Source organism: Citrobacter europaeus, assembly GCF_037482245.1.
GTDB classification, from domain to species: domain Bacteria; phylum Pseudomonadota; class Gammaproteobacteria; order Enterobacterales; family Enterobacteriaceae; genus Citrobacter; species Citrobacter europaeus.
Map to the genome: position 1 here is coordinate 5,102,602 of NZ_CP148084.1, position 21,921 is coordinate 5,124,522.

General features: G+C 49.9%; 18 protein-coding genes. 14 read left to right on the forward strand and 4 right to left on the reverse strand.

All coding sequences use genetic code 11. The features are described from left to right. Positions 1–14: 14 nt before the first annotated feature. The 9 genes from atpD (at position 15) to phoU (ending at position 10,922) form a co-directional block, all read left to right on the forward strand. A complete protein-coding gene (atpD, locus tag WHR59_RS23915) occupies positions 15–1,397 on the forward strand; it encodes a F0F1 ATP synthase subunit beta (RefSeq protein WP_003023806.1) in 1,383 nt (460 codons plus the stop codon). A 20-nt stretch (positions 1,398–1,417) separates the two neighbouring features. Beyond that, positions 1,418–1,837 carry a F0F1 ATP synthase subunit epsilon gene (locus WHR59_RS23920; RefSeq protein ID WP_003023809.1) on the forward strand — a complete coding sequence of 140 codons (420 nt, stop codon included), beginning with the start codon at positions 1,418–1,420 and terminating at the stop codon, positions 1,835–1,837. 672 nt (positions 1,838–2,509) lie between these two features. Further along, the gene (glmU, locus tag WHR59_RS23925; RefSeq protein WP_043018819.1) at positions 2,510–3,880 is read left to right on the forward strand and encodes a bifunctional UDP-N-acetylglucosamine diphosphorylase/glucosamine-1-phosphate N-acetyltransferase GlmU; all 1,371 of its coding nucleotides are present in this window, start codon (positions 2,510–2,512) and stop codon (positions 3,878–3,880) included. A 224-nt stretch (positions 3,881–4,104) separates the two neighbouring features. Then, positions 4,105–5,934, forward strand: a complete 1,830-nt coding sequence (gene glmS, locus WHR59_RS23930) for a glutamine--fructose-6-phosphate transaminase (isomerizing) (RefSeq protein WP_338843496.1) — start codon at positions 4,105–4,107, stop codon at positions 5,932–5,934. 335 nt (positions 5,935–6,269) lie between these two features. Continuing rightward, positions 6,270–7,310, forward strand: a complete 1,041-nt coding sequence (gene pstS, locus WHR59_RS23935; RefSeq protein WP_043018817.1) for a phosphate ABC transporter substrate-binding protein PstS — start codon at positions 6,270–6,272, stop codon at positions 7,308–7,310. Positions 7,311–7,502: 192 nt separating this feature from the next. Then, entirely contained in the window at positions 7,503–8,462 is a 960-nt protein-coding gene (gene pstC, locus WHR59_RS23940) for a phosphate ABC transporter permease PstC (protein WP_038635761.1), read from the forward strand. Then, positions 8,462–9,352 (forward strand): phosphate ABC transporter permease PstA, encoded by an 891-nt coding sequence (gene pstA / locus WHR59_RS23945; RefSeq protein WP_016155077.1) that lies wholly within the window; start codon positions 8,462–8,464, stop codon positions 9,350–9,352. The genes pstC and pstA overlap by 1 nt, the downstream gene beginning before the upstream one ends. A 46-nt stretch (positions 9,353–9,398) precedes the next feature. Beyond that, on the forward strand, positions 9,399–10,172 hold the full coding sequence (gene pstB / locus WHR59_RS23950; protein ID WP_338843497.1) for a phosphate ABC transporter ATP-binding protein PstB: 774 nt from the start codon (positions 9,399–9,401) through the stop codon (positions 10,170–10,172). A gap of 24 nt (positions 10,173–10,196) precedes the next feature. Then, the gene (phoU, locus tag WHR59_RS23955; protein WP_003023824.1) at positions 10,197–10,922 is read left to right on the forward strand and encodes a phosphate signaling complex protein PhoU; all 726 of its coding nucleotides are present in this window, start codon (positions 10,197–10,199) and stop codon (positions 10,920–10,922) included. Positions 10,923–11,006: 84 nt separating this feature from the next. On the opposite strand, the gene yieH is transcribed toward phoU, so the two are convergent. Next, entirely contained in the window at positions 11,007–11,672 is a 666-nt protein-coding gene (yieH, locus tag WHR59_RS23960; RefSeq protein WP_043018816.1) for a 6-phosphogluconate phosphatase, read from the reverse strand. A 167-nt stretch (positions 11,673–11,839) separates the two neighbouring features. Here yieH and adeP point away from each other — a divergent pair, with 167 nt between their 5' ends. The 5 genes from adeP (at position 11,840) to phsC (ending at position 18,797) form a co-directional block, all read left to right on the forward strand. Then, entirely contained in the window at positions 11,840–13,177 is a 1,338-nt protein-coding gene (gene adeP, locus WHR59_RS23965; protein WP_003023830.1) for an adenine permease AdeP, read from the forward strand. A gap of 308 nt (positions 13,178–13,485) precedes the next feature. Beyond that, positions 13,486–15,192 carry an HAL/PAL/TAL family ammonia-lyase gene (locus tag WHR59_RS23970; protein ID WP_075145448.1) on the forward strand — a complete coding sequence of 569 codons (1,707 nt, stop codon included), beginning with the start codon at positions 13,486–13,488 and terminating at the stop codon, positions 15,190–15,192. Beyond that, complete coding sequence (locus tag WHR59_RS23975; RefSeq protein ID WP_231130600.1) at positions 15,189–16,769, forward strand: flavocytochrome c; 1,581 nt, start codon at positions 15,189–15,191, stop codon at positions 16,767–16,769. The genes WHR59_RS23970 and WHR59_RS23975 overlap by 4 nt, the downstream gene beginning before the upstream one ends. 1 nt (position 16,770) lies before the next feature. Further along, a complete protein-coding gene (locus WHR59_RS23980; RefSeq protein ID WP_080625929.1) occupies positions 16,771–17,184 on the forward strand; it encodes a cytochrome c3 family protein in 414 nt (137 codons plus the stop codon). After that, entirely contained in the window at positions 17,181–18,797 is a 1,617-nt protein-coding gene (gene phsC / locus WHR59_RS23985; RefSeq protein WP_233592457.1) for a thiosulfate reductase cytochrome B subunit, read from the forward strand. Before WHR59_RS23980 ends, phsC begins: the two co-directional genes overlap by 4 nt. 40 nt (positions 18,798–18,837) lie before the next feature. Here phsC and WHR59_RS23990 read toward each other — a convergent pair whose 3' ends face one another. From WHR59_RS23990 to WHR59_RS24000, 3 genes are all read right to left on the reverse strand, one after another. Further along, a complete protein-coding gene (locus WHR59_RS23990; protein ID WP_233602715.1) occupies positions 18,838–20,298 on the reverse strand; it encodes a helix-turn-helix domain-containing protein in 1,461 nt (486 codons plus the stop codon). Positions 20,299–20,515: 217 nt separating this feature from the next. Beyond that, positions 20,516–21,082 carry an NADPH-dependent FMN reductase gene (locus WHR59_RS23995; protein ID WP_003827046.1) on the reverse strand — a complete coding sequence of 189 codons (567 nt, stop codon included), beginning with the start codon at positions 21,080–21,082 and terminating at the stop codon, positions 20,516–20,518. Between the two features lie 30 nt (positions 21,083–21,112). Next, positions 21,113–21,862, reverse strand: a complete 750-nt coding sequence (locus tag WHR59_RS24000) for a 4'-phosphopantetheinyl transferase family protein (RefSeq protein WP_043018815.1) — start codon at positions 21,860–21,862, stop codon at positions 21,113–21,115. Positions 21,863–21,921: the final 59 nt, after the last annotated feature.

Genomic DNA, 21,921 nt, shown 5'->3' on the forward strand with positions numbered 1-21,921 from the left:
GTAGAGGATTCAAGATGGCTACTGGAAAAATTGTCCAGGTAATCGGCGCCGTGGTTGACGTCGAATTCCCTCAGGATGCCGTACCGCGCGTGTACGATGCTCTTGAGGTTATGAATGGTAAAGAGAGCCTGGTGCTGGAAGTTCAGCAGCAGCTCGGCGGCGGTATCGTACGTACCATCGCCATGGGTTCTTCCGACGGTCTGCGTCGTGGTCTGGAAGTTAAAGACCTCGAGCACCCGATCGAAGTCCCGGTAGGTAAAGCAACTCTGGGTCGTATCATGAACGTCCTGGGTCACCCGATCGACATGAAAGGCGATATCGGCGAAGAAGAGCGTTGGGCTATCCACCGCGCGGCTCCTTCCTATGAAGAGCTGTCCAGCTCTCAGGAACTGCTGGAAACCGGCATCAAAGTTATCGACCTGATGTGTCCGTTCGCTAAGGGCGGTAAAGTTGGTCTGTTCGGTGGTGCGGGTGTAGGTAAAACCGTAAACATGATGGAGCTGATCCGTAACATCGCGATCGAGCACTCCGGTTACTCCGTGTTTGCGGGCGTAGGTGAACGTACTCGTGAGGGTAACGATTTCTACCACGAAATGACCGACTCCAACGTTCTGGACAAAGTATCCCTGGTATATGGCCAGATGAACGAGCCGCCGGGAAACCGTCTGCGCGTTGCTCTGACCGGTCTGACCATGGCAGAGAAGTTCCGTGACGAAGGTCGTGACGTACTGCTGTTCGTCGATAACATCTATCGTTATACCCTGGCCGGTACTGAAGTATCTGCACTGCTGGGTCGTATGCCTTCAGCGGTAGGTTACCAGCCGACTCTGGCGGAAGAGATGGGCGTTCTGCAGGAACGTATCACCTCTACCAAAACCGGTTCTATCACCTCCGTTCAGGCGGTATACGTACCTGCGGATGACTTAACTGACCCATCCCCAGCAACCACCTTTGCTCACTTAGATGCAACCGTGGTACTGAGCCGTCAGATCGCATCTCTGGGTATTTACCCGGCAGTTGACCCGCTGGATTCCACCAGCCGTCAGTTGGATCCGCTGGTTGTTGGTCAGGAACACTACGACACTGCGCGTGGCGTACAGTCCCTGCTGCAGCGTTATCAGGAACTGAAAGACATCATCGCCATCCTGGGTATGGATGAACTGTCTGAAGAAGATAAACTGGTGGTAGCACGTGCGCGTAAGATCCAGCGCTTCCTGTCCCAGCCGTTCTTCGTTGCGGAAGTATTCACCGGTTCTCCGGGTAAATACGTATCCCTGAAAGACACCATCCGTGGCTTTAAAGGCATCATGGAAGGCGAATACGACCACCTGCCAGAGCAGGCGTTCTACATGGTTGGTTCTATCGACGAAGCCGTGGAAAAAGCCAAAAAACTTTAACGCCTTAATCGGAGGGTGATATGGCAATGACTTACCACCTGGACGTCGTCAGCGCAGAGCAACAAATGTTCTCTGGTCTGGTCGAGAAAATCCAGGTAACGGGTAGTGAAGGTGAACTGGGTATTTTCCCGGGTCACGCACCGCTGCTCACCGCCATTAAGCCTGGTATGATCCGCATCGTTAAACAGTTCGGTCATGAAGAGTTTATCTATCTGTCCGGCGGCATTCTCGAAGTGCAGCCTGGCAGCGTGACCGTCCTGGCTGATACCGCGATTCGCGGACAGGATCTCGATGAAGCGAGAGCCCTGGAAGCGAAGCGTAAGGCTGAAGAGCACATCAAGAGCTCTCATGGTGACGTGGATTACGCTCAGGCATCTGCGGAACTGGCCAAAGCGATCGCGAAACTGCGCGTTATCGAGTTGACCAAAAAAGCGATGTAACACCGGCTTGAAAAGCACAAAAGCCAGTCTGGTTTCCAGGCTGGCTTTTTTTTGGGTTTTGTTTCAGTAAGAGTGAAACTAAAAAGCTGTTTTATTATTTTGTGATTTATATCACAAAAATGTTGATCGGTTAAAAAATGAGGCGTAGACTTCTTTTTGTGATGTATGTCACATAATTAATTCAGATAAAAACAGGATATCAACATGAAACTGATTAACAAAATCATCGCGCTTTTCAGCAGCATGGAAGTTTAGTCTTCCCTGAACTGCTCTGTGGCGCGATGCTTCATACGGTTACCTGCTCGCGCCATCTGTTAATAAATTCCCCTCCCCCGTATTATCATTTGTACTCTTTCCTTTTAAAACTGTATTTCTCCTGTCTGTTTTTTCTGCTTTTCACTGAATCACTTTAATAAAATTGTATTTTTCTTTTGTAGTTCTTTATTCATGCAGTAAAAAAATAGCAAAAACATTAACCTAAGGCTTTAATAAGAGCAGACTCCTGGTTTTTGGGAGACAAAAGACGCCGAAATAGATGAAAATAGACAGTTATCAGAGGGGAAATTTCCCCGATTGAACGTTTTATCTTCGGTCCATTTCACGCTGAAAAAAATGTAGTATTTTCAATGTGAAACGGTATAAATTCGTTCTCAAATTACAGTCAGGACGTGTATGTTGAATAATGCTATGAGCGTCGTGATCCTTGCCGCAGGCAAAGGCACGCGTATGTATTCCGATCTTCCTAAAGTGCTGCATACCCTCGCAGGAAAACCGATGGTTCAGCATGTCATTGATGCTGCTAATGAATTAGGTGCGACTCACGTACATCTGGTCTACGGGCACGGTGGTGATTTGCTCAAGCAGACGCTGAAAGATGGCAATCTAAACTGGGTTTTGCAGGCAGAGCAGTTGGGCACCGGCCATGCAATGCAGCAGGCAGCGCCATTCTTTGGTGATGACGAAGACATTTTAATGCTCTATGGCGATGTGCCGCTGATCTCTACCGATACCTTGCGTCGCCTGCGTGAAGCCAAACCGCAGGGTGGCATTGGCTTGTTAACGGTAAAACTGGACGACCCGTCCGGTTATGGGCGTATTACGCGTGAAAACGGTAACGTCACCGGTATCGTTGAGCATAAAGATGCAACCGACGAGCAGCGGCAAATCCAGGAAATCAACACCGGTATTCTGATTGCCAATGGCGCAGACATGAAACGCTGGCTGTCCAAACTGACTAATAACAATGTGCAGGGTGAATACTACATCACCGATATCATTGCGATGGCATACCAGGAAGGGCGCGAAATTGCTGCGGTACATCCGGCACGTATTAGCGAAACGGAAGGGGTGAATAACCGTCTTCAGCTCTCTCGTCTGGAGCGCGTGTATCAGTCCGAGCAGGCAGAAAAACTGCTGTTAGCGGGCGTGATGCTGCGCGATCCTGCACGTTTTGATCTTCGCGGTACGCTTATTCACGGGCGCGATGTTGAAATTGATACTAACGTTATCATTGAAGGTAACGTAACCGTTGGGGATCGCGTCAAGATTGGCGCCGGCTGCATCATCAAAAACAGCGTTATTGGTGACGGTTGTGAGCTTAGCCCATACAGTGTGGTTGAAGATGCCCATCTGGAAGCCGCTTGCACCATCGGCCCATTCGCGCGTCTGCGTCCGGGCGCTGAGCTGCAGGAAGGCGCGCACGTGGGTAACTTTGTCGAAATGAAAAAAGCGCGTCTGGGTAAAGGCTCCAAAGCCGGTCACCTGACCTATCTGGGCGATGCGGAAATTGGCGATAACGTGAACATCGGCGCGGGTACGATCACCTGCAACTACGATGGTGCCAATAAGTTTAAAACCATTATTGGTGATGATGTGTTTGTGGGTTCTGATACTCAGCTGGTGGCGCCTGTCACCGTGGGTAAAGGTGCGACGATTGCCGCAGGAACTACCGTAACGCGTAATGTTGCCGATAACGAACTGGTATTAAGCCGTGTACCTCAGGTCCATAAACAGGGCTGGCAGCGTCCGGTGAAGAAGAAGTAATTTATTTTGCCGGATGGCGGCCTACGTGCGGTGACGTTCTGTAGGCCTTATAAGCGTGAGCGCCATCAGGCAGACAAGAGATGAGGGGATAATATAATCCTCCGCTCAACAAGCAGTACCTAAAAAAATAACCCCACTCTCTACAAGGCTCGGGGCGCCCGGAAAGGGCAAATACAGGTCAGCGACAACGACAGGCACAATGCCTAAATTCGGAATCAAAAAATATGTGTGGAATTGTTGGCGCTATCGCGCAGCGTGATGTAGCTGAAATCCTTCTCGAAGGTTTACGTCGTCTGGAATATCGTGGTTATGACTCTGCTGGTCTGGCCGTTGTCGATGCTGAAGGCAATATGACCCGTCTGCGTCGTCTGGGTAAAGTGCAGATGCTGACTGCTGCTGCGGAAGAACATCCGCTGCATGGTGGGACAGGTATCGCTCATACCCGTTGGGCGACACACGGCGAACCTTCAGAAGCGAACGCGCATCCTCATGTTTCTGAACACATTGTCGTGGTGCATAACGGCATCATTGAAAACCATGAACCGCTGCGTGAACTGCTGAAAACCCGTGGTTACACCTTTGTTTCTGAAACAGACACCGAAGTGATTGCTCACCTGGTGCACTGGGAACTGGAACAGGGTGGTACGCTGCGTGAAGCCGTGCTGCGTACTATTCCGCAGCTGCGCGGTGCCTACGGCACGGTGATCATGGATACCCGTAACCCGGAAACCCTGCTGGCCGCTCGTTCTGGTAGCCCGCTGGTGATTGGGCTGGGTATGGGTGAGAACTTTATCGCTTCCGATCAGTTGGCGCTGCTGCCGGTAACCCGTCGCTTTATCTTCCTGGAAGAGGGTGACATTGCGGAAGTGACCCGTCGTTCGGTTACCATTTTCGACAAGTCTGGCGCGGAAGTGAAACGTCAGGATATCGAATCTAATCTGCAATACGATGCGGGCGAAAAAGGTATTTATCGCCACTACATGCAGAAAGAGATCTACGAACAGCCGAACGCAATTAAAAATACGCTGACCGGGCGCATTAGCCACGGTGAAGTGGATTTAAGCGAGCTGGGTTCGCATGCCAACAAGCTGCTGTCGCAGGTTGAGCATATCCAGATTATCGCCTGCGGTACGTCGTACAACTCAGGTATGGTATCGCGCTACTGGTTTGAATCGCTGGCGGGTATTCCTTGTGATGTCGAAATCGCTTCTGAGTTCCGCTATCGCAAATCTGCCGTGCGTCGTAACAGCCTGATGATCACCCTTTCCCAGTCTGGTGAAACGGCGGATACCCTGGCGGGTCTGCGCTTATCTAAAGAGTTGGGCTATCTGGGCTCGCTGGCTATCTGTAACGTCCCGGGATCTTCTCTGGTGCGTGAATCCGATCTGGCGATGATGACCAATGCCGGTACCGAAATCGGTGTGGCCTCCACGAAAGCCTTTACCACGCAACTGACCGTTCTGCTGATGCTGGTGGCGAAACTGTCTCGTCTGAAAGGCCTGGATGCGTCTATTGAGCAGGAAATCGTTCACGGACTGCAGGCGCTGCCGAGTCGTATTGAGCAGATGCTGTCTCAGGACAAACGCATTGCCGCTCTGGCTGAAGGTTTCTCTGACAAACACCATGCGCTGTTCCTTGGTCGTGGCGATCAGTACCCAATTGCGCTGGAAGGCGCGCTGAAGCTGAAAGAGATTTCTTATATTCACGCTGAAGCGTATGCCGCAGGTGAACTGAAGCACGGTCCACTGGCGCTGATTGACGCTGATATGCCGGTTATCGTCGTGGCACCGAACAACGAACTGCTGGAAAAACTGAAATCCAACATTGAAGAAGTTCGCGCCCGTGGCGGCCAGCTGTACGTCTTTGCTGACCAGGATGCTGGCTTTACCAGCAGTGAAAACATGCACATCATTGAGATGCCGCATGTGGAAGAGGTAATTGCACCAATCTTCTACACCGTTCCGCTGCAGCTGCTGGCGTATCATGTGGCGCTGATTAAAGGCACCGACGTGGACCAGCCGCGTAACCTGGCGAAGTCGGTTACCGTAGAGTAATCCGTACTTAACTGAACTGAAAATGCCCTGCTACAAGCGGGGCATTATTTTTTCGCTTGTTCTGTTTTTAATCAATTATCCCGCCTGTTTTATGTGACAAACCGTCATCTTCAGCTACTGTTTGCAGTGTCATAAAAAGAAAATTTTAGCGAAATGTTATTGTCATGGTAATGACTAACATTTTGTTTTAAATGCATTTTTATCTGAGAAACTTCACGTATTTTTCGTTGTCATAAAACTGTCATATTTCGTACATTTAACTGTCACCTGTTTGTCCTATTTTGCTCACAGTAGCAACTCAAACAACGATTTACGAAAACCGTGCAGGAGACATTATGAAAGTTATGCGTACCACTGTCGCAACTGTTGTCGCCGCGACCTTATCCATGAGCGCGTTCTCTGCGTTTGCAGCAGCGAGCCTGACAGGTGCAGGTGCAACCTTCCCTGCGCCAGTGTATGCCAAATGGGCAGATACCTATCAGAAAGAGACCGGTAGCAAAGTAAACTACCAGGGTATCGGCTCCTCCGGTGGTGTAAAACAAATCACTGCGAATACCGTTGATTTCGGTGCTTCAGATGCGCCGCTGTCTGACGAAAAACTCAATCAAGAAGGCCTGTTCCAGTTCCCGACCGTTATCGGTGGTGTGGTACTGGCAGTCAACATCCCTGGCCTGAAATCCGGCGAGCTGGTGCTGGACGGTAAAACGCTCGGCGACATCTACCTCGGTAAAATTAAGAAGTGGGATGATGAAGCCATCACCAAACTGAACCCGGGTCTGAAGCTGCCTTCGCAGAATATCGCCGTTGTGCGTCGTGCTGACGGTTCCGGTACGTCCTTTGTCTTCACCAGCTATCTGGCAAAAGTGAACGAAGAGTGGAAATCTAAAATTGGTTCCGGCTCTACCGTTAACTGGCCGACCGGTCTGGGCGGTAAAGGTAACGACGGTATCGCCGCGTTCGTCCAGCGTCTGCCGGGCTCTATCGGCTACGTTGAGTACGCTTACGCTAAGCAGAACAACCTGGCGTACACCAAGCTGGTCTCTGCTGATGGTAAACCGGTAAGCCCGACCGAAGAGAGCTTCGCTAATGCCGCAAAAGGCGCTGACTGGAGCAAAACCTTCGCTCAGGATCTGACTAACCAGAAAGGTGACGATGCGTGGCCTATCACTTCCACCACCTTCATCCTGGTGCATAAAGAGCAGAAGAAACCTGAGCAGGGCGCTGAAGTGCTGAAGTTCTTCGACTGGGCGTACAAAAATGGCGGCAAACAGGCTAATGACCTGGATTACGCCAGCTTGCCGGACAGCGTGGTTGAGCAGATTCGTGCTGCATGGAAGACCAACGTGAAAGACAGCAGCGGTAAAGCGCTGTACTAAATACCCGTCATACTTCGAGCCGCAGCTGTGTTGGCTGTGCTTGTTCACTCCAGTCACATAGTGAATCTATGCTCCTGGGGATCCACAAGCTTGCCGCCTTGCTGCAATTCGAATTATTTAGGGTATGGCATTACGTTAGCCGGGAAGCACGATAAAATGCGTGCTTCCTGGCCCAAACTTAAAGAGTGATTTATGGCTGCAACCAAGCCTGCTTTTAACCCACCGGGTAAAAAGGGTGACATGATATTCAGCGCGCTGGTAAAACTGGCTGCGCTGATTGTGCTATTGATGTTGGGTGGCATTATTGTCTCTCTGGTTATCTCCTCCTGGCCAAGCATTCAGAAATTTGGCTTCTCCTTTCTGTGGACTAAAGAATGGGATGCGCCAAACGACATCTACGGTGCATTAGTACCGATTTACGGTACGCTGGTCACCTCGCTTATCGCGCTGCTGATCGCCGTTCCGGTGAGTTTCGGCATTGCTTTATTCCTGACTGAACTTGCACCTGGCTGGCTGCGTCGCCCGCTGGGTATCGCTATTGAGCTGCTGGCGGCAATTCCAAGTATCGTGTACGGCATGTGGGGCCTGTTTATTTTTGCTCCGCTGTTTGCGACTTATTTCCAGGAACCGGTCGGGAACATCCTTTCCAACATTCCGTTTGTTGGCGCGCTGTTTGCTGGTCCGGCGTTTGGTATTGGTATTCTGGCTGCTGGCGTGATCCTCGCTATCATGATCATCCCGTACATTGCGGCGGTTATGCGCGATGTGTTCGAACAAACGCCGGTCCTGATGAAAGAGTCAGCCTACGGCATCGGTTGTACTACCTGGGAAGTTATCTGGCGCATCGTCCTGCCGTTCACCAAAAACGGTGTGATTGGCGGTGTGATGCTTGGTCTGGGTCGCGCGCTGGGTGAAACCATGGCGGTGACCTTTATCATCGGTAACACCTACCAGCTCGACAGTGCCTCGCTGTACATGCCTGGCAACAGTATTACCTCTGCGCTGGCGAATGAATTTGCCGAAGCGGAATCAGGGCTGCACGTTGCCGCGTTGATGGAACTGGGTCTGATTCTGTTTGTGATCACCTTCATCGTACTGGCGGCGTCTAAGTTCATGATCATGCGCCTTGCGAAGAACGAGGGGGCACGCTAATGGCTACGCTTGAAATGCAAAACACCGCTGCACTAGCGGAATCCCGCCGTAAAATGCAGGCGCGTCGTCGCCTGAAGAACCGCATCGCGCTGACGCTCTCTATGGCGACCATGGCGTTCGGTCTGTTCTGGCTGATCTGGATCCTGATGTCCACGATCACCCGCGGTATTGACGGTATGTCGCTGGCGTTGTTCACCGAAATGACGCCTCCGCCGAATACGGCGGGCGGTGGTCTGGCGAACGCCCTGGCCGGTAGCGGGCTGTTAATTCTGTGGGCGACCGTGTTTGGTACACCGCTTGGTATTATGGCGGGCATCTACCTGGCAGAGTATGGACGTAAGTCCTGGCTGGCTGAGGTCATCCGCTTTATCAACGACATCCTGTTGTCTGCGCCATCAATCGTAGTTGGCCTGTTTGTTTACACCATCGTGGTAGCAAAAATGGAGCACTTCTCCGGCTGGGCGGGCGTTATCGCGCTGGCGCTGCTGCAGGTGCCCATTGTTATTCGTACCACGGAGAACATGCTCAAGCTGGTGCCGGATAGCCTGCGTGAAGCTGCCTATGCACTGGGTACGCCGAAGTGGAAGATGATTTCTGCGATCACCCTGAAGGCGTCTGTCTCGGGCATTATTACAGGGGTTCTGCTGGCTATTGCACGTATCGCAGGTGAAACGGCTCCGCTGCTGTTTACGTCGCTCTCCAACCAGTTCTGGAGCACCGACATGATGCAGCCTATCGCTAACCTGCCGGTCACTATCTTTAAGTTTGCGATGAGCCCGTTTGCTGAGTGGCAGCAACTGGCCTGGGCCGGGGTGCTGATTATTACCCTGTGCGTACTGCTGCTGAACATTCTGGCGCGCGTCATTTTCGCGAAGAAGAAACACGGCTAATTTTTACGGCGTGGCTGATGCGGCGCCGGATGAGGAAGAGATTGAAATGAGTATGGTTGATACTGCCCCGGTTAAGATTCAGGTTCGTGATTTGAACTTCTACTATGGCAAATTCCATGCCCTGAAGAACATCAACCTGGATATTGCTAAAAACCAGGTAACGGCGTTTATCGGGCCGTCAGGCTGTGGTAAATCGACGCTGCTGCGTACATTCAACAAAATGTTTGAACTGTACCCGGAACAGCGTGCGGAAGGCGAAATCCTGCTGGATGGCGACAATATTCTCACTAACACTCAGGATATCGCTCTGCTGCGTGCCAAAGTGGGCATGGTATTCCAGAAGCCGACGCCGTTCCCGATGTCCATCTACGATAACATCGCTTTTGGGGTGCGTCTGTTTGAGAAACTCTCGCGTGCCGATATGGACGAACGTGTGCAGTGGGCGTTGACCAAGGCCGCACTGTGGAACGAAACCAAAGATAAATTACACCAGAGCGGGTACTCTCTCTCCGGTGGTCAGCAGCAGCGTCTGTGTATTGCGCGCGGTATCGCCATTCGTCCGGAAGTGCTTCTGCTGGATGAGCCATGTTCAGCGCTCGACCCTATTTCTACCGGGCGCATTGAAGAGCTGATCACAGAGCTGAAACAAGATTACACCGTCGTTATCGTAACCCACAACATGCAGCAGGCTGCGCGTTGTTCCGATCACACGGCGTTTATGTACCTGGGCGAGTTGATTGAGTTCAGTAATACGGACGATCTGTTCACCAAGCCCGCGAAGAAACAAACTGAAGATTACATTACTGGCCGCTACGGTTGATATGCCCGGGCATCTGGAGAAATGATGGACAATTTAAACCTTAACAAACATATTTCCGGCCAGTTCAATGCAGAGCTGGAAAGCATCCGTACCCAGGTGATGACCATGGGCGGCATGGTCGAGCAACAGCTTTCTGATGCGATTACCGCCATGCATAACCAGGACAGTGAGCTGGCGAAGCGCGTCATTGAAGGCGATAAGAACGTCAACATGATGGAAGTGGCGATCGACGAAGCCTGCGTACGTATCATCGCCAAGCGTCAGCCGACCGCCAGCGATCTGCGTCTGGTGATGGCAATAATCAAAACCATTGCTGAGCTGGAACGTATTGGCGACGTGGCGGACAAAATCTGCCGCACCGCGCTGGAGAAATTCTCGCAACAGCATCAACCGCTGCTGGTAAGCCTGGAGTCACTGGGCCGCCACACCGTACAAATGCTGCATGACGTGCTGGATGCGTTTGCGCGTATGGATCTCGACGAAGCGGTACGTATTTATCGCGAAGATAAGAAAGTCGACCAGGAATATGAAGGCATCGTGCGTCAGCTGATGACCTACATGATGGAAGATCCACGTACCATTCCAAGCGTGCTGACCGCGCTGTTCTGCGCCCGTTCCATCGAGCGTATCGGTGACCGCTGCCAGAATATCTGCGAATACATCTTCTACTTCGTGAAGGGACAGGACTTCCGTCATGTGGGCGGCGATGAGCTGGATAAGCTGCTGGCGGGCAAAGATCCGAAAGAGTGATAAAAACGCAGAAAGTAGGCCGGATAAGCGTCAGCGCCATCCGGCAATTGCCCGGTGGCGCAAGTTTACCGGGCCTACAAAAAATTACCGGGTAATATCCCAACCCCGCGCCTTCCACAATTCCGGCAACTGTGCCAGATCGGTAAACGTCGTGACTTTTGGATGATCGATCGGTTTGTTGTGCGGATCGGCGCAGAAATAGAACACTTCCATTCCCGCAGCAATCCCCGCCTGCGCGCCGGCACTGGAATCATCGACCAGAATGCAGTTCTCAACGTTAACGTCCATCGCTTTCGCCGCATGGAACATCAGGGCCGGATCGGGCTTCCAGCGCTGAATATCGTATCCGCTGAATAGTAAATCAGGGAAATGGTGCAACATGCCCAGTTTACCCAGCGAATGCTGCATTTTGCTGACCGGACCGTTGGACACTACGCACATGGGCACCGTCATACTGTCCAGTAGCGCATTAGCGCCAGCGATCACCTCCAGTTCCGTATCGAACAGACGTGCGACCTCAGCGCGGTAGACCGGTTCTAAATCGGCTTTTGCCAGTTCGACACCGTGCTCTTCGTTGATAATGTCGATGATCTCGTACAGCTTTACCCCTTTGAAGCGTTTGAACGTTTCTTCAAGATCGAGCGTAATGCCGAACGCCTGGAACATGCTGACATACGCGCGAGAACAAATCACTTCACTGTCGACAAGGGTACCGTCACAGTCAAAAAATACGGCTTCTATCTGGGACATGTCATTTCCGTTTTAACAAGTTTAACGTTTTCGTAATGCATTATTAGGCAACGCAATCGTTGCCGTATAAGCAAAATCAATGAAAAAAGTTGCTCATAACCCAACCCTATTGTCGCATTTTGGTATAGGATAGCGACGAATTTTCCCTCCTTGTTCGGAAATTGATAATGAGTCAACAACACACAACCCAGGCTTCTGGCCAGGGGATGCTGGAACGCGTGTTCAAACTGCGCGAACATGGCACGACGGCACGGACCGAAGTGATCGCCGGTTTAACCACCTTCCTGACGATGGTTTATATCGTTTTTGTTAACCCGCAAATTCTTGGCGTGGCTGGCATGGATACCAGCGCCGTCTTTGTTACCACCTGCCTTATTGCTGCATTTGGTAGCATCCTGATGGGGCTATTTGCCAACCTGCCGGTCGCACTTGCGCCAGCTATGGGCCTGAACGCATTCTTTGCTTTCGTGGTCGTTGGCGCCATGGGCCTGTCATGGCAGATCGGTATGGGGGCTATCTTCTGGGGTGCGGTAGGTCTGCTGCTGCTGACCATTTTCCGCGTACGTTACTGGATGATAGCCAATATCCCGGTTAGCCTGCGCGTGGGGATCACCAGCGGTATTGGTCTGTTCATCGGCATGATGGGGCTGAAAAACGCCGGCGTTATCGTGGCGAACAAAGACACCCTGGTGTCCATCGGCAACCTGACCTCCCACAGCGTACTGCTCGGCATTCTGGGCTTCTTTATCATCGCGATTCTGGCGTCACGTAATATTCATGCGGCGGTGCTGATCTCCATCATTGTGACCACGCTGCTGGGCTGGATGCTGGGCGATGTTCATTACAACGGAATCGTCTCAGCGCCGCCGAGCGTAATGTCTGTTATCGGACATGTTGATCTGGCTGGTTCGTTTAACATTGGCCTGGCGGGTGTAATTTTCTCGTTCATGCTGGTCAACCTGTTCGACTCCTCCGGTACGTTGATTGGCGTCACGGATAAAGCTGGTCTGGCGGATGCGAAGGGCAAGTTCCCGCGCATGAAGCAGGCGTTGTATGTGGATAGCGTGTCGTCTGTTACCGGCGCGTTTATCGGGACGTCTTCCGTTACCGCGTATATTGAGTCTTCTTCCGGGGTTTCTGTCGGTGGACGTACTGGCCTGACAGCGGTAGTTGTTGGCTTGCTGTTCCTGCTGGTTATCTTCCTGTCGCCGCTGGCGGGAATGGTGCCGGGCTATGCTGCCGCAGGTGCGCTGATTTATGTTGGTGTGCTGATGACATCAAGCCTGTCGCGCGTGAAGTGGGATGACCTGACAGAAGCGGTTCCGGCGTTTATTACCGCCGTGATGATGCCGTTTAGCTTCTCGATTACCGAAGGTATCGCGCTGGGCTTTATTTCCTACTGTGTGATGAAAATCGGTACCGGACGTTTCCGCGATCTCAGCCCGTGCGTCATTGTTGTCGCGCTGCTGTTTGTGCTGAAGATTGTGTTTATCGACGCGCATTAATGTACACATGCTTCAGTCTTATGATTTAAGGCTGAAGCATAATTTTTTATCACTCATCTCCTGTCAGACCTGCAAATTATCTCTCTTCAATCAAAAGTCTTAAGTGATTTATTCACCGTCCTTCATTGTGATTTGCTAGCCGTGAACTGTTGCTTCATCTGGTGAATTATCTGTTAATAAATTGAAATGTTTTCATTTTGATTTTTTTGAAATATCAAAAATAGCCTTAATAAATGCAGGGGCTATTTCAACTTTCGCACAGGCTTTTTTCGTTACTGTTTCTTATCTCTATTAAAAGGAGTTTAGAAATGAAGAAGACTGTCATTGCGACGTTCTGCGTCTCCCTGTTTTTTCCGTTATTCGCGTATTCGGCTACCAGCGTAACGCTGGATGGTCATTCATTGACACTGGATGATGCCTGGGCCATCGCTCAAGGAGAAAAACAAGTCGACATCGCTTCAACTGCAATGGATCGCGTCGATAAAGCGAACAAACTTTTGATGATTGCTGCCGGTAAAGGGGTTCCTGTTTACGGGCTGACGGTAGGTGTCGGTCTCAACAAAGATAAATCATTGTTCGATGCGCATGGAAAATTGACGCCGGAAGTTATTCAGGCCTCACGTGAATTTAATATCAACGCTCTGCATGCACACGCAGCAGGTGTTGGGCCCGATATGCCGGATGAATTGGTTCGTCTGGCGATGGTGATCCGCCTTAATACGATGTTGACGGGAAATACAGGAGCCCAACCGCAGGTAGCCAAACTGTATCAGCAGTTCCTCAATAAGCATATTACTCCTGTCGTGCCCTCGCGCGGTTCCGTTGGTGAAGCTGATATAACGCTTGCATCACATATTGGCGACGTAATGATTGGTGAGTGGCGTGTTCGTGTGAAAGGCGTCGAGATGGATTCAGCGAAAGCCCTGAAACAGGCGGGCATTGAAAAGCTGGAACCGCTTGGTAAAGATGCTCTCTCAATTCTCTCTTCAAATGCGATATCAACAGCCTACTCCGCTCAGGCCTTACTGGAATCCCGCCAGATCATAAACGTTACACCTGTGGTCTATGGTTTATCTCTGGAGGCGCTTAATGGCAATGTTGCCCCATTCTTGTACCAAAGCTTAAGTGTGCGGCCTTTCCCTGGAATTCAGGATACTGCCGGAAGTATTCGTAATGTACTAACCGGTTCTTATCTTTGGCAGCATCAGGATGGACGACCTTTACAAGATCCGCTCTCTTTCCGTACGACAGTATTTGTTCTTAATGAAGCACGTCGCGAGTGGAATGAAGCCTGGCAAATGCTGGAAATTCAGATGAACAGCTCTGATGACAATCCGGCGGTGATCGTAAATGCCGATCGTTCGTTGGCGGAAAATAGCCAGGTTGAGCAGTACTTCGTGAGCGAAAAAGAGGCCAATGGCGAAACCCTCAGCGGCGCGATTTTCCCAACCTCTAATTTTGAACCTCTGCCTCTGGCGCTGGCAATTCAGAATCTGTCTTTAGCGATGGGGCATTTGGCGCATAACAGCGTACAGCGCACTTTGCATTTATCTGACGAGCATTTCACTGGATTGAGTCGCTTCCTTGCTTCTGACACCAATCAACAAGGACATGCTTTTGGGGCAATTCAGAAGCCACAGGTTGCGCTACTGGCTGATATTCGCGACCTGGTTAATCCGGTATCCCTTGATGGCCAACCGATGGCGGGCACGATTGAAGATACCTATACCAATAATCTCCGGGCGTCCAAACGCTTGAATCAGATCGCTGATGATATGCGTAGCATTTATGGTCTGGAATTGTTGCATGCCAGCCAGGCTATCGATCTAAGAAAACAAAAAAATCCTGACCTGAAGTTGGGAGAGATGACAGGCAAACTTTTTGCCGCTTATCGGGAAAAAGTACCGTTTGTTTCGCAGGATCGGATTTTCAGCGACAACATTGCAGATTCCTCTGCATTAGTCGCATCGTTTCCTGCCGGGACCCTGGTTAATACGCAAGCAGGGAGCAAATGACGAAAATGAAAAAAACCGTTAATGCATCGCGGCGGGCCTTTTTAACGAAAAGCACCATTCTGGCGACGGGAGGTGCGCTGACGGCGCTGGCGGGGAGTGCGCGAGCACAGCTGAGCAGCTGTCAGGCAACGGCGGTTCGTTACCATAAAATTTACGATGTGATTGTGGTGGGAAGTGGTTTTGCTGGGTTAGCTGCTGCGCTCGAAGCGGCCCAGGCAGGCCGCAGTGTACTGGTGATCGATAAAATGCCGGTTTTTGGCGGTAACTCTGCGATTAACGGTGGTGCCGTTGCGGTTGCGGGTTCTCCGTTGCAGGAAAAAGAGGGGATAGTTGACTCTCCTGAGCTGATGTTTAAAGACATGCTTAAAGCCGGGCGGGGGCTTAATGATAAAGATCAACTGAAAATTTTGGTCAGTAATACCATGGCGGCCTATGAGTTTACCCTGCAACATGGCGTGAAATATAAACCGTTTGTCCAGCATTTTGGCGGTCACTCGGTTCCCCGTACGCTGCAAACTGTTGAGAGCTCAGGGGCCGGTATCACCCGGCCCCTGAAAGAGTCTGCTGCAAAAATGGGGGTTATTTTTCGTTCACGATGCAAGCTGGAATCTTTCCGACTAAACGGCGAAGGGCGAGTGGTTGGTCTGACTGTTCGTGATGGGTATCGTTTCCCTGATGAACAGACGGGTCAGATAAGGCACTACGGCGCACGATACGGCGTGGTGATGTGTTCTGGCGGTTTTTCTAACGATTTACGTTTTCGTAAAATGCAAAACCCCATGCTGGATGAGCGTGTCGACTCCACAAACCATCCTGGTGCGACGTCGGAATGTCTGGTGCAAATGCTACGTATTGGCGCAACACCAGTACAACTTGACCTTATTCAGCTAGGCCCCTGGTCTTCACCAGACGAACGCGGATTTGGTTACGTATCGCAGTTCAATACTATCTCCGGTTTTCCTAATGGAATCATGGTTAACCCACGTACTGGCCATCGCTTCACAAACGAACTTGCCGATCGTAAAGAGCGTGAAGAAGGGATTTTGGCACAAGTCGATGAAAAGGGAGATCCACTTTATCCCATCTGTTTTACCACCCTGGAAGGCGCAAAACAGGCACAAAGCCTGGGGCATGCCCTGCACTATGGCGTGGCCTGGCAATTTGACTCACTGGATCTGTTGGCTGCGCATTTCGGTATACCTTACGACGTGCTGACAGAAGAAGTAGATACCTACAATGCCGCCGTAGCCCGTAAGGGGGGCGATCGCATGAAGAAAGATGTGAGTCGTGCAGTTCCACTGGATAAAGGACCATTTGTCGCCGTACGTGTGTGGCCAAAAGTGCACTACGTCATGGGTGGAGTACAGATAAATATGCGGACAGAGGTACTTAACGCTGCTGATAGTAAGCCGATCCCAGGTCTGTATGCTGCCGGAGAAGCAACTGCAGGTTCACATGGTGGAAGTCGTCTTGGTAGTTGTGCTGTGGCTGATTGTCTGGTTTTTGGTCGGATTGCAGGCGCCAGCGTTGCTTCTTCGAGCGCAGTGGGTGATGTATTTGATGTTGAGGGAATTTAACATGGCAAAGTTATGGATAGCCCTGTTGCTGCTTATTGGTGGTTTTTCCCAGGTTACAGGTGCGGCGGATGATGAGGCTGCTTTTCATCAGCAACTGAACACAATGACCGTTAAGCCTTATCACCATTCGCTGGAGGCAACCGGACGAGATACATCATGTCAGTTATGCCATGGCGCCAGTACGCCAGTTGCGGCACCCAATGATAAGTCGTGCCTTAGTTGTCACGGTTCACGCGATCAGGTTGCCGAATTAACGCAACCTAATCCACAAGATAAAAATGCTGAGCCTAACCCGCATGACTCAATGCATTACGGAAAAGATGTTCCTTGTACTGCTTGTCATAACGAGCATAAACCCTCGGTAATTTATTGTAATAATTGCCATCTATTTAAATATCCGGATATGAAGCCATGAGGGAAATCATGCGCGGATTCTTAATAAGAGGCTTCTTTTTTCTACTGTCAGGGGGGATGCCGCTGTCGGGATTTTCTGCGCCAATTCCGACACAACAACTCAATCAACCTTGTCTGGCATGTCACGCAGACGGAGATATCCAGGGCATATCGACGGATAAAGTGCAGGATAATTTATTCGTTTCACCAGATAAGTATCACGATAGCGTGCATGGCGAGGTGCCATGTATCGCTTGTCATCAGAGTAAACCCGGAAGCGAGGGATTTTCAGTTACCCCTCATGTTTTAAAAGCAGGAGCAGAGAAGAGTTGTGAAAGCTGTCATGGCGTAGTCATGCGCGATACGGTACATGCCGTACAGCAGAGTGTGCATAGTGAAAAGATTGCCAATGGCGAGTTCACCTGTACCTCGTGCCATAACGCACACACCATGACTGCTGGAGAACTAAATCATCCGGGTAAACAACGGGTTGCTGACGACAATTTAATGTGTACGAACTGTCATTCGCGGGCGGGGGTCTTTACGCAGTTGTCAGGGGGAAAAACCTCAACTACTCAGAATCTGGCGCACTCGGCGCTCCCTTATGCTTCTGAGCATCTCAACAGTTTACGCTGCATTGATTGTCATGCTGATATAGCCGATACCACCCTGCATCGAATTCTGCCTGCCTCGCAAGCTGTCAGTTGTGAACAGTGTCATGGAGATAGCGCGTTGCTGACGAGCCGACTGAAAACGTTCGCGCCGGATGAAAATGCACTGGCTGGAAGTCTTTTAGGGAAAGGGCTCTTTGATGAAAGTGTGCTGAGGGAAAAACTCGCGACGGTATCAACGTTACCACCGGTCGTTCGCCAGGTTGATGGTGCTTTGTTTACCAATACCTACATGATTGGTAATAATGGCAGTGGGCAGGCGGATAGTCTGGTGGCCTGGGGATTGGGCGGCCTTGTCGCTTTGTTAATCTGCCATGGTTTGGGACGAATCATCTTGTCTCACCGCGCTATCGATATGTCGATGGATAAACATTATCTTTATACGCTTCCTGTCCGTTGCTGGCACTGGCTGAATGCGCTCTGCTTTACTGCACTGATCGTTAGTGGTTTTGCACTACACTGGGTAAGTGCGCAATTCTCACTTTGGGTCGATGTGCATAATATTGCTGGTGTATCGTTATGTATTATTTGGCTGGGCTTCATCCTGGTGGCGATATGCGGTAACGGGCATCATTATCGAGTAAGCTGGCAAGGTTTTATGGGGCGGTTTACCCGGCAGACACGTTATTATCTATACGGTATTTTTCGTGGCGAATCCCATCCAGAGCAAGCATCGCCAGAGGCTAAATTCAATATCCTCCAACAACTTGGCTATATTGGCGTGATGTTTTTGCTGTTGCCGTCGTTGATAGTGACCGGATTATTCATGATGTATTCTGATCTTACTCCCGAAACGCTATTTTCGTTGCCGGGTAAGCAGGTTGTGGCCTGGCTCCATTATGGTCTGGCTGTGGTTATGATAGCCTTTATCATCGTGCATCTTTATTTATGCAGTACAGGAGATAAGCCAGGATCACTAATTAAAGGTATGATTGACGGTTTCCATCGTTCCAAAAAACTGTAGTAATGAAAATTCTCCCCTTTCCCATACCAGGGGAAGGGGATTAATCTTTAACAACTATGCCCAGCTTTTTTATTTTGCTGTAGAGGGTGTTACTGTTGACACCGAGTAGTTCTGCGGCCCCATCTTTACCTGATATTCTTCCCCCTGTCTGTTTTAATGCCTTTTGAATGTGCTGGCGTATAGCCTCATCAAGCGTGCTGATTGACAAAGTATTCCTCTCTCGGGGGATAATAATATTCAATTCATTAGCTGGGCAACGGAAGAACGCATTCTCTAATAATCCAATTAATTCTGTGATGTTGCCCGGCCAGTTATATTGCAATAATAATCGTAGAGCATCATCCCCTAACACTGGTAGAGTATGGTATTTATGTTGACCTGATAATTTCCTTAAATAATGTGTTAACAACAGAGGGATGTCATCATGGCGATACCGTAGGGGCGGTAAGGTGATTATCTGGCAGAGAATGTTAGCATACCATTGATTTGTCAGATGGCCTTTAGATATATCGTATATACCGGAGTTTTGTACCATTGAAAATGGTTGTGTTTGCGTAGCAATAATCTGCAACTGGCAATACTCGCGATAGCTTGCATGGAGTCCGAGTAGAAAAGTTTGCCAGCGCTCGGGAAATGACTTTATTTCTTTTATTAGTAAAGAACCTTGATGTAATATCAAAAACATAGCCATATTAGGTGTTTTATTCAAGTCTATGTTTATTGTTCTATCTACAACCCCACTTCTCATAATAACCAACTGGCCTTGAGGTGTTATCAATCCATAATAACCACTACGGTTGGTTTTTCGTTGTTGAAGTTCTGAGGCTAGTGTTGTTTTTCCTACACCTTCCTCGCCCAGTAGTAAAATAGGTTGCTCACTATTTGCTAATTTATCCAGCGACCTATATAACTGATACAGATGGGAATTGGTTTGACTGATGATAAATTTTTCATTCTCTTCTGGGACAGGAAGTTCTGATAGTGGAACTGGAGTATTATTCACTAAAAGATTTTGTCGTGACAAGGCAATAAAAGCCAGTAATGAGAGCTCCCCTCTCACAGATTCAAATAATTCAGCATGTTGAGGTGTAAAGGCATTTGCATGGTGGCTAAATATACCCATTGCACCAAGTCGTAAACCATCCAAATGCATGCGCATCAGGATAAGCGATTTGATATTACGAAAGCAGGTACTAACCACATATTCAGTCAACGGGCATTGGCTCAGATTGTCGATAACCTGAGTAGAAAAATTATCTGAGTGATTGAACTGTCGGGCAATGTTTTCAGGAATGGGGATGACATCCCTTTTCAATCGTGCCGTTTTATGCGTCGCCAATGCTAAAAACTGGATGCAACGAATATCACTACGGTAGTAGTTAAAGAAAATACCGTCACAAACTATTGAATCTGGTATCGATTGTAGGCAAGCATACATGGATTTCTCCAATTGTGTACTGCTACATAAAGCGGTCCTGAGATGTGAAAATGTCCTGTCCATGGCATATCCATTGTTCACGGTAGACAAAATGTCGGGAAAATATTAGAAATATTTATTGGTATAATTGCAACTGCAATGTCTGGTAACACTATGCCACAATAGTGAAGGAGAAAAAATAGACAAAAGTGAGTTATTGGATTGGTTTACGGAAATAAGAAAATAATCCAGAAGCATAGACACTTACTGGATTATTTAAGAGTACGAAGCAAATTTTCTTTTACGCTTTTACACGCTGAATGTAGTCGCCAAATGCGGTCAGCTGACCGGTCAGATGGTCCAGCGTACTTTGGTCGATCACTTCGCCCGTCTGCGGGTCAACTTTGTTCTGAATGACGCCGCCCATAAATTCAGGCTTGTTCATAACCATGGCGTCAAGGAACACCAGGATCTGACGCAGATGGTACTGGCAGCGCGCGCCGCCAATGGCGCCCATGGAGCTGGTCTGAATCAGCACTGGTTTGCCCGATAACGGCTGATCCGGCAGACGAGACAGCCAGTCGATAGCGTTCTTCAGTCCGCCGGGTACTGAATAGTTATATTCCGGCGTCACGATGACAACACCGTCAGCCTTCCTGATTTGCTCTGCCAGCGCTTCTACGCTTGCCGGAAAACCTTCTTCCTGCTGGAGATCGGCATCGTACAGTGGGATATCACCAATCGATGGTAACGCGTTCACTTCCATGCCCGCTGGAGCAATCTTAGGCAGCGTACGGGCAACCATTCCATTAAACGAACCTTTGCGCAGACTTCCCAGTAACGTAACAACATTCAATGTTTCAGACATGGTAACTCCTGTTTCATCATGAAGGTTAAATCAGCTAAGCGTATAGCTCTTCGCTGCGCATAATTGAGAGAATCGAATCAGACGACCCGTAGGCTCATTGGCGCGAGTCTGGATATCCGGCAAACTTTTCCAGTCCTGTTTACCATCAAACTCCCAAACCTTGAGTTTTTCAATGGTTGGCGTAACCGCAACCGACCACACCAGCACATCTTCCGCATCGCAAATGGCTTCAACCTGCGCAACGTGGGCACATTTCAGACGTCCTGCACCGGGTAAAAGCTGGAGTTCGCGCGGGTCGTCATTGCACACATCGCCGGTGAGTTTGAGTACGCTCTGGCGCAACGTAATGAGCTGCGCGCGTGCTTCGTTGGGGTCGTTTTGATTGTTGATCCACAGATTTTCGTTGCTGGAGAAGCGCCAGGTTTCCGCTGAATTCGGATTGTGAAAGCCGCGGGTAGCCCGCTGAAGCTCCAAATCCAGGCCGCACGTTCCTTCCGTCGTTAGCGCAACGCCGACGATATTCCCGGCATAAGAAATCGAAAACCCCGGCAGGTTCGTATCGCGAAAAACGGGTTTTCCTTTGGCCTGAGTAACAATCTCGGGCAGCGTGCTGGTGCCGTAAAGCATAAACATCAGTTCGGCGAGAAGACTTCGGGAAGCCAGGAAACGTGTTCGGCGATGAACGGGTAGATCTCTTGCTTCGATATGACATGGAGAAGGGAGGCGAGCTGAAACCAGGTGTCCCTCCGTAAGAATCCCTCTGGCAAAATGTGTCGCCATTTGTCGCTCCGTGAGTAATGGTCCGTGATAATTACCAGAGTAACATTTACGCGCCTTCC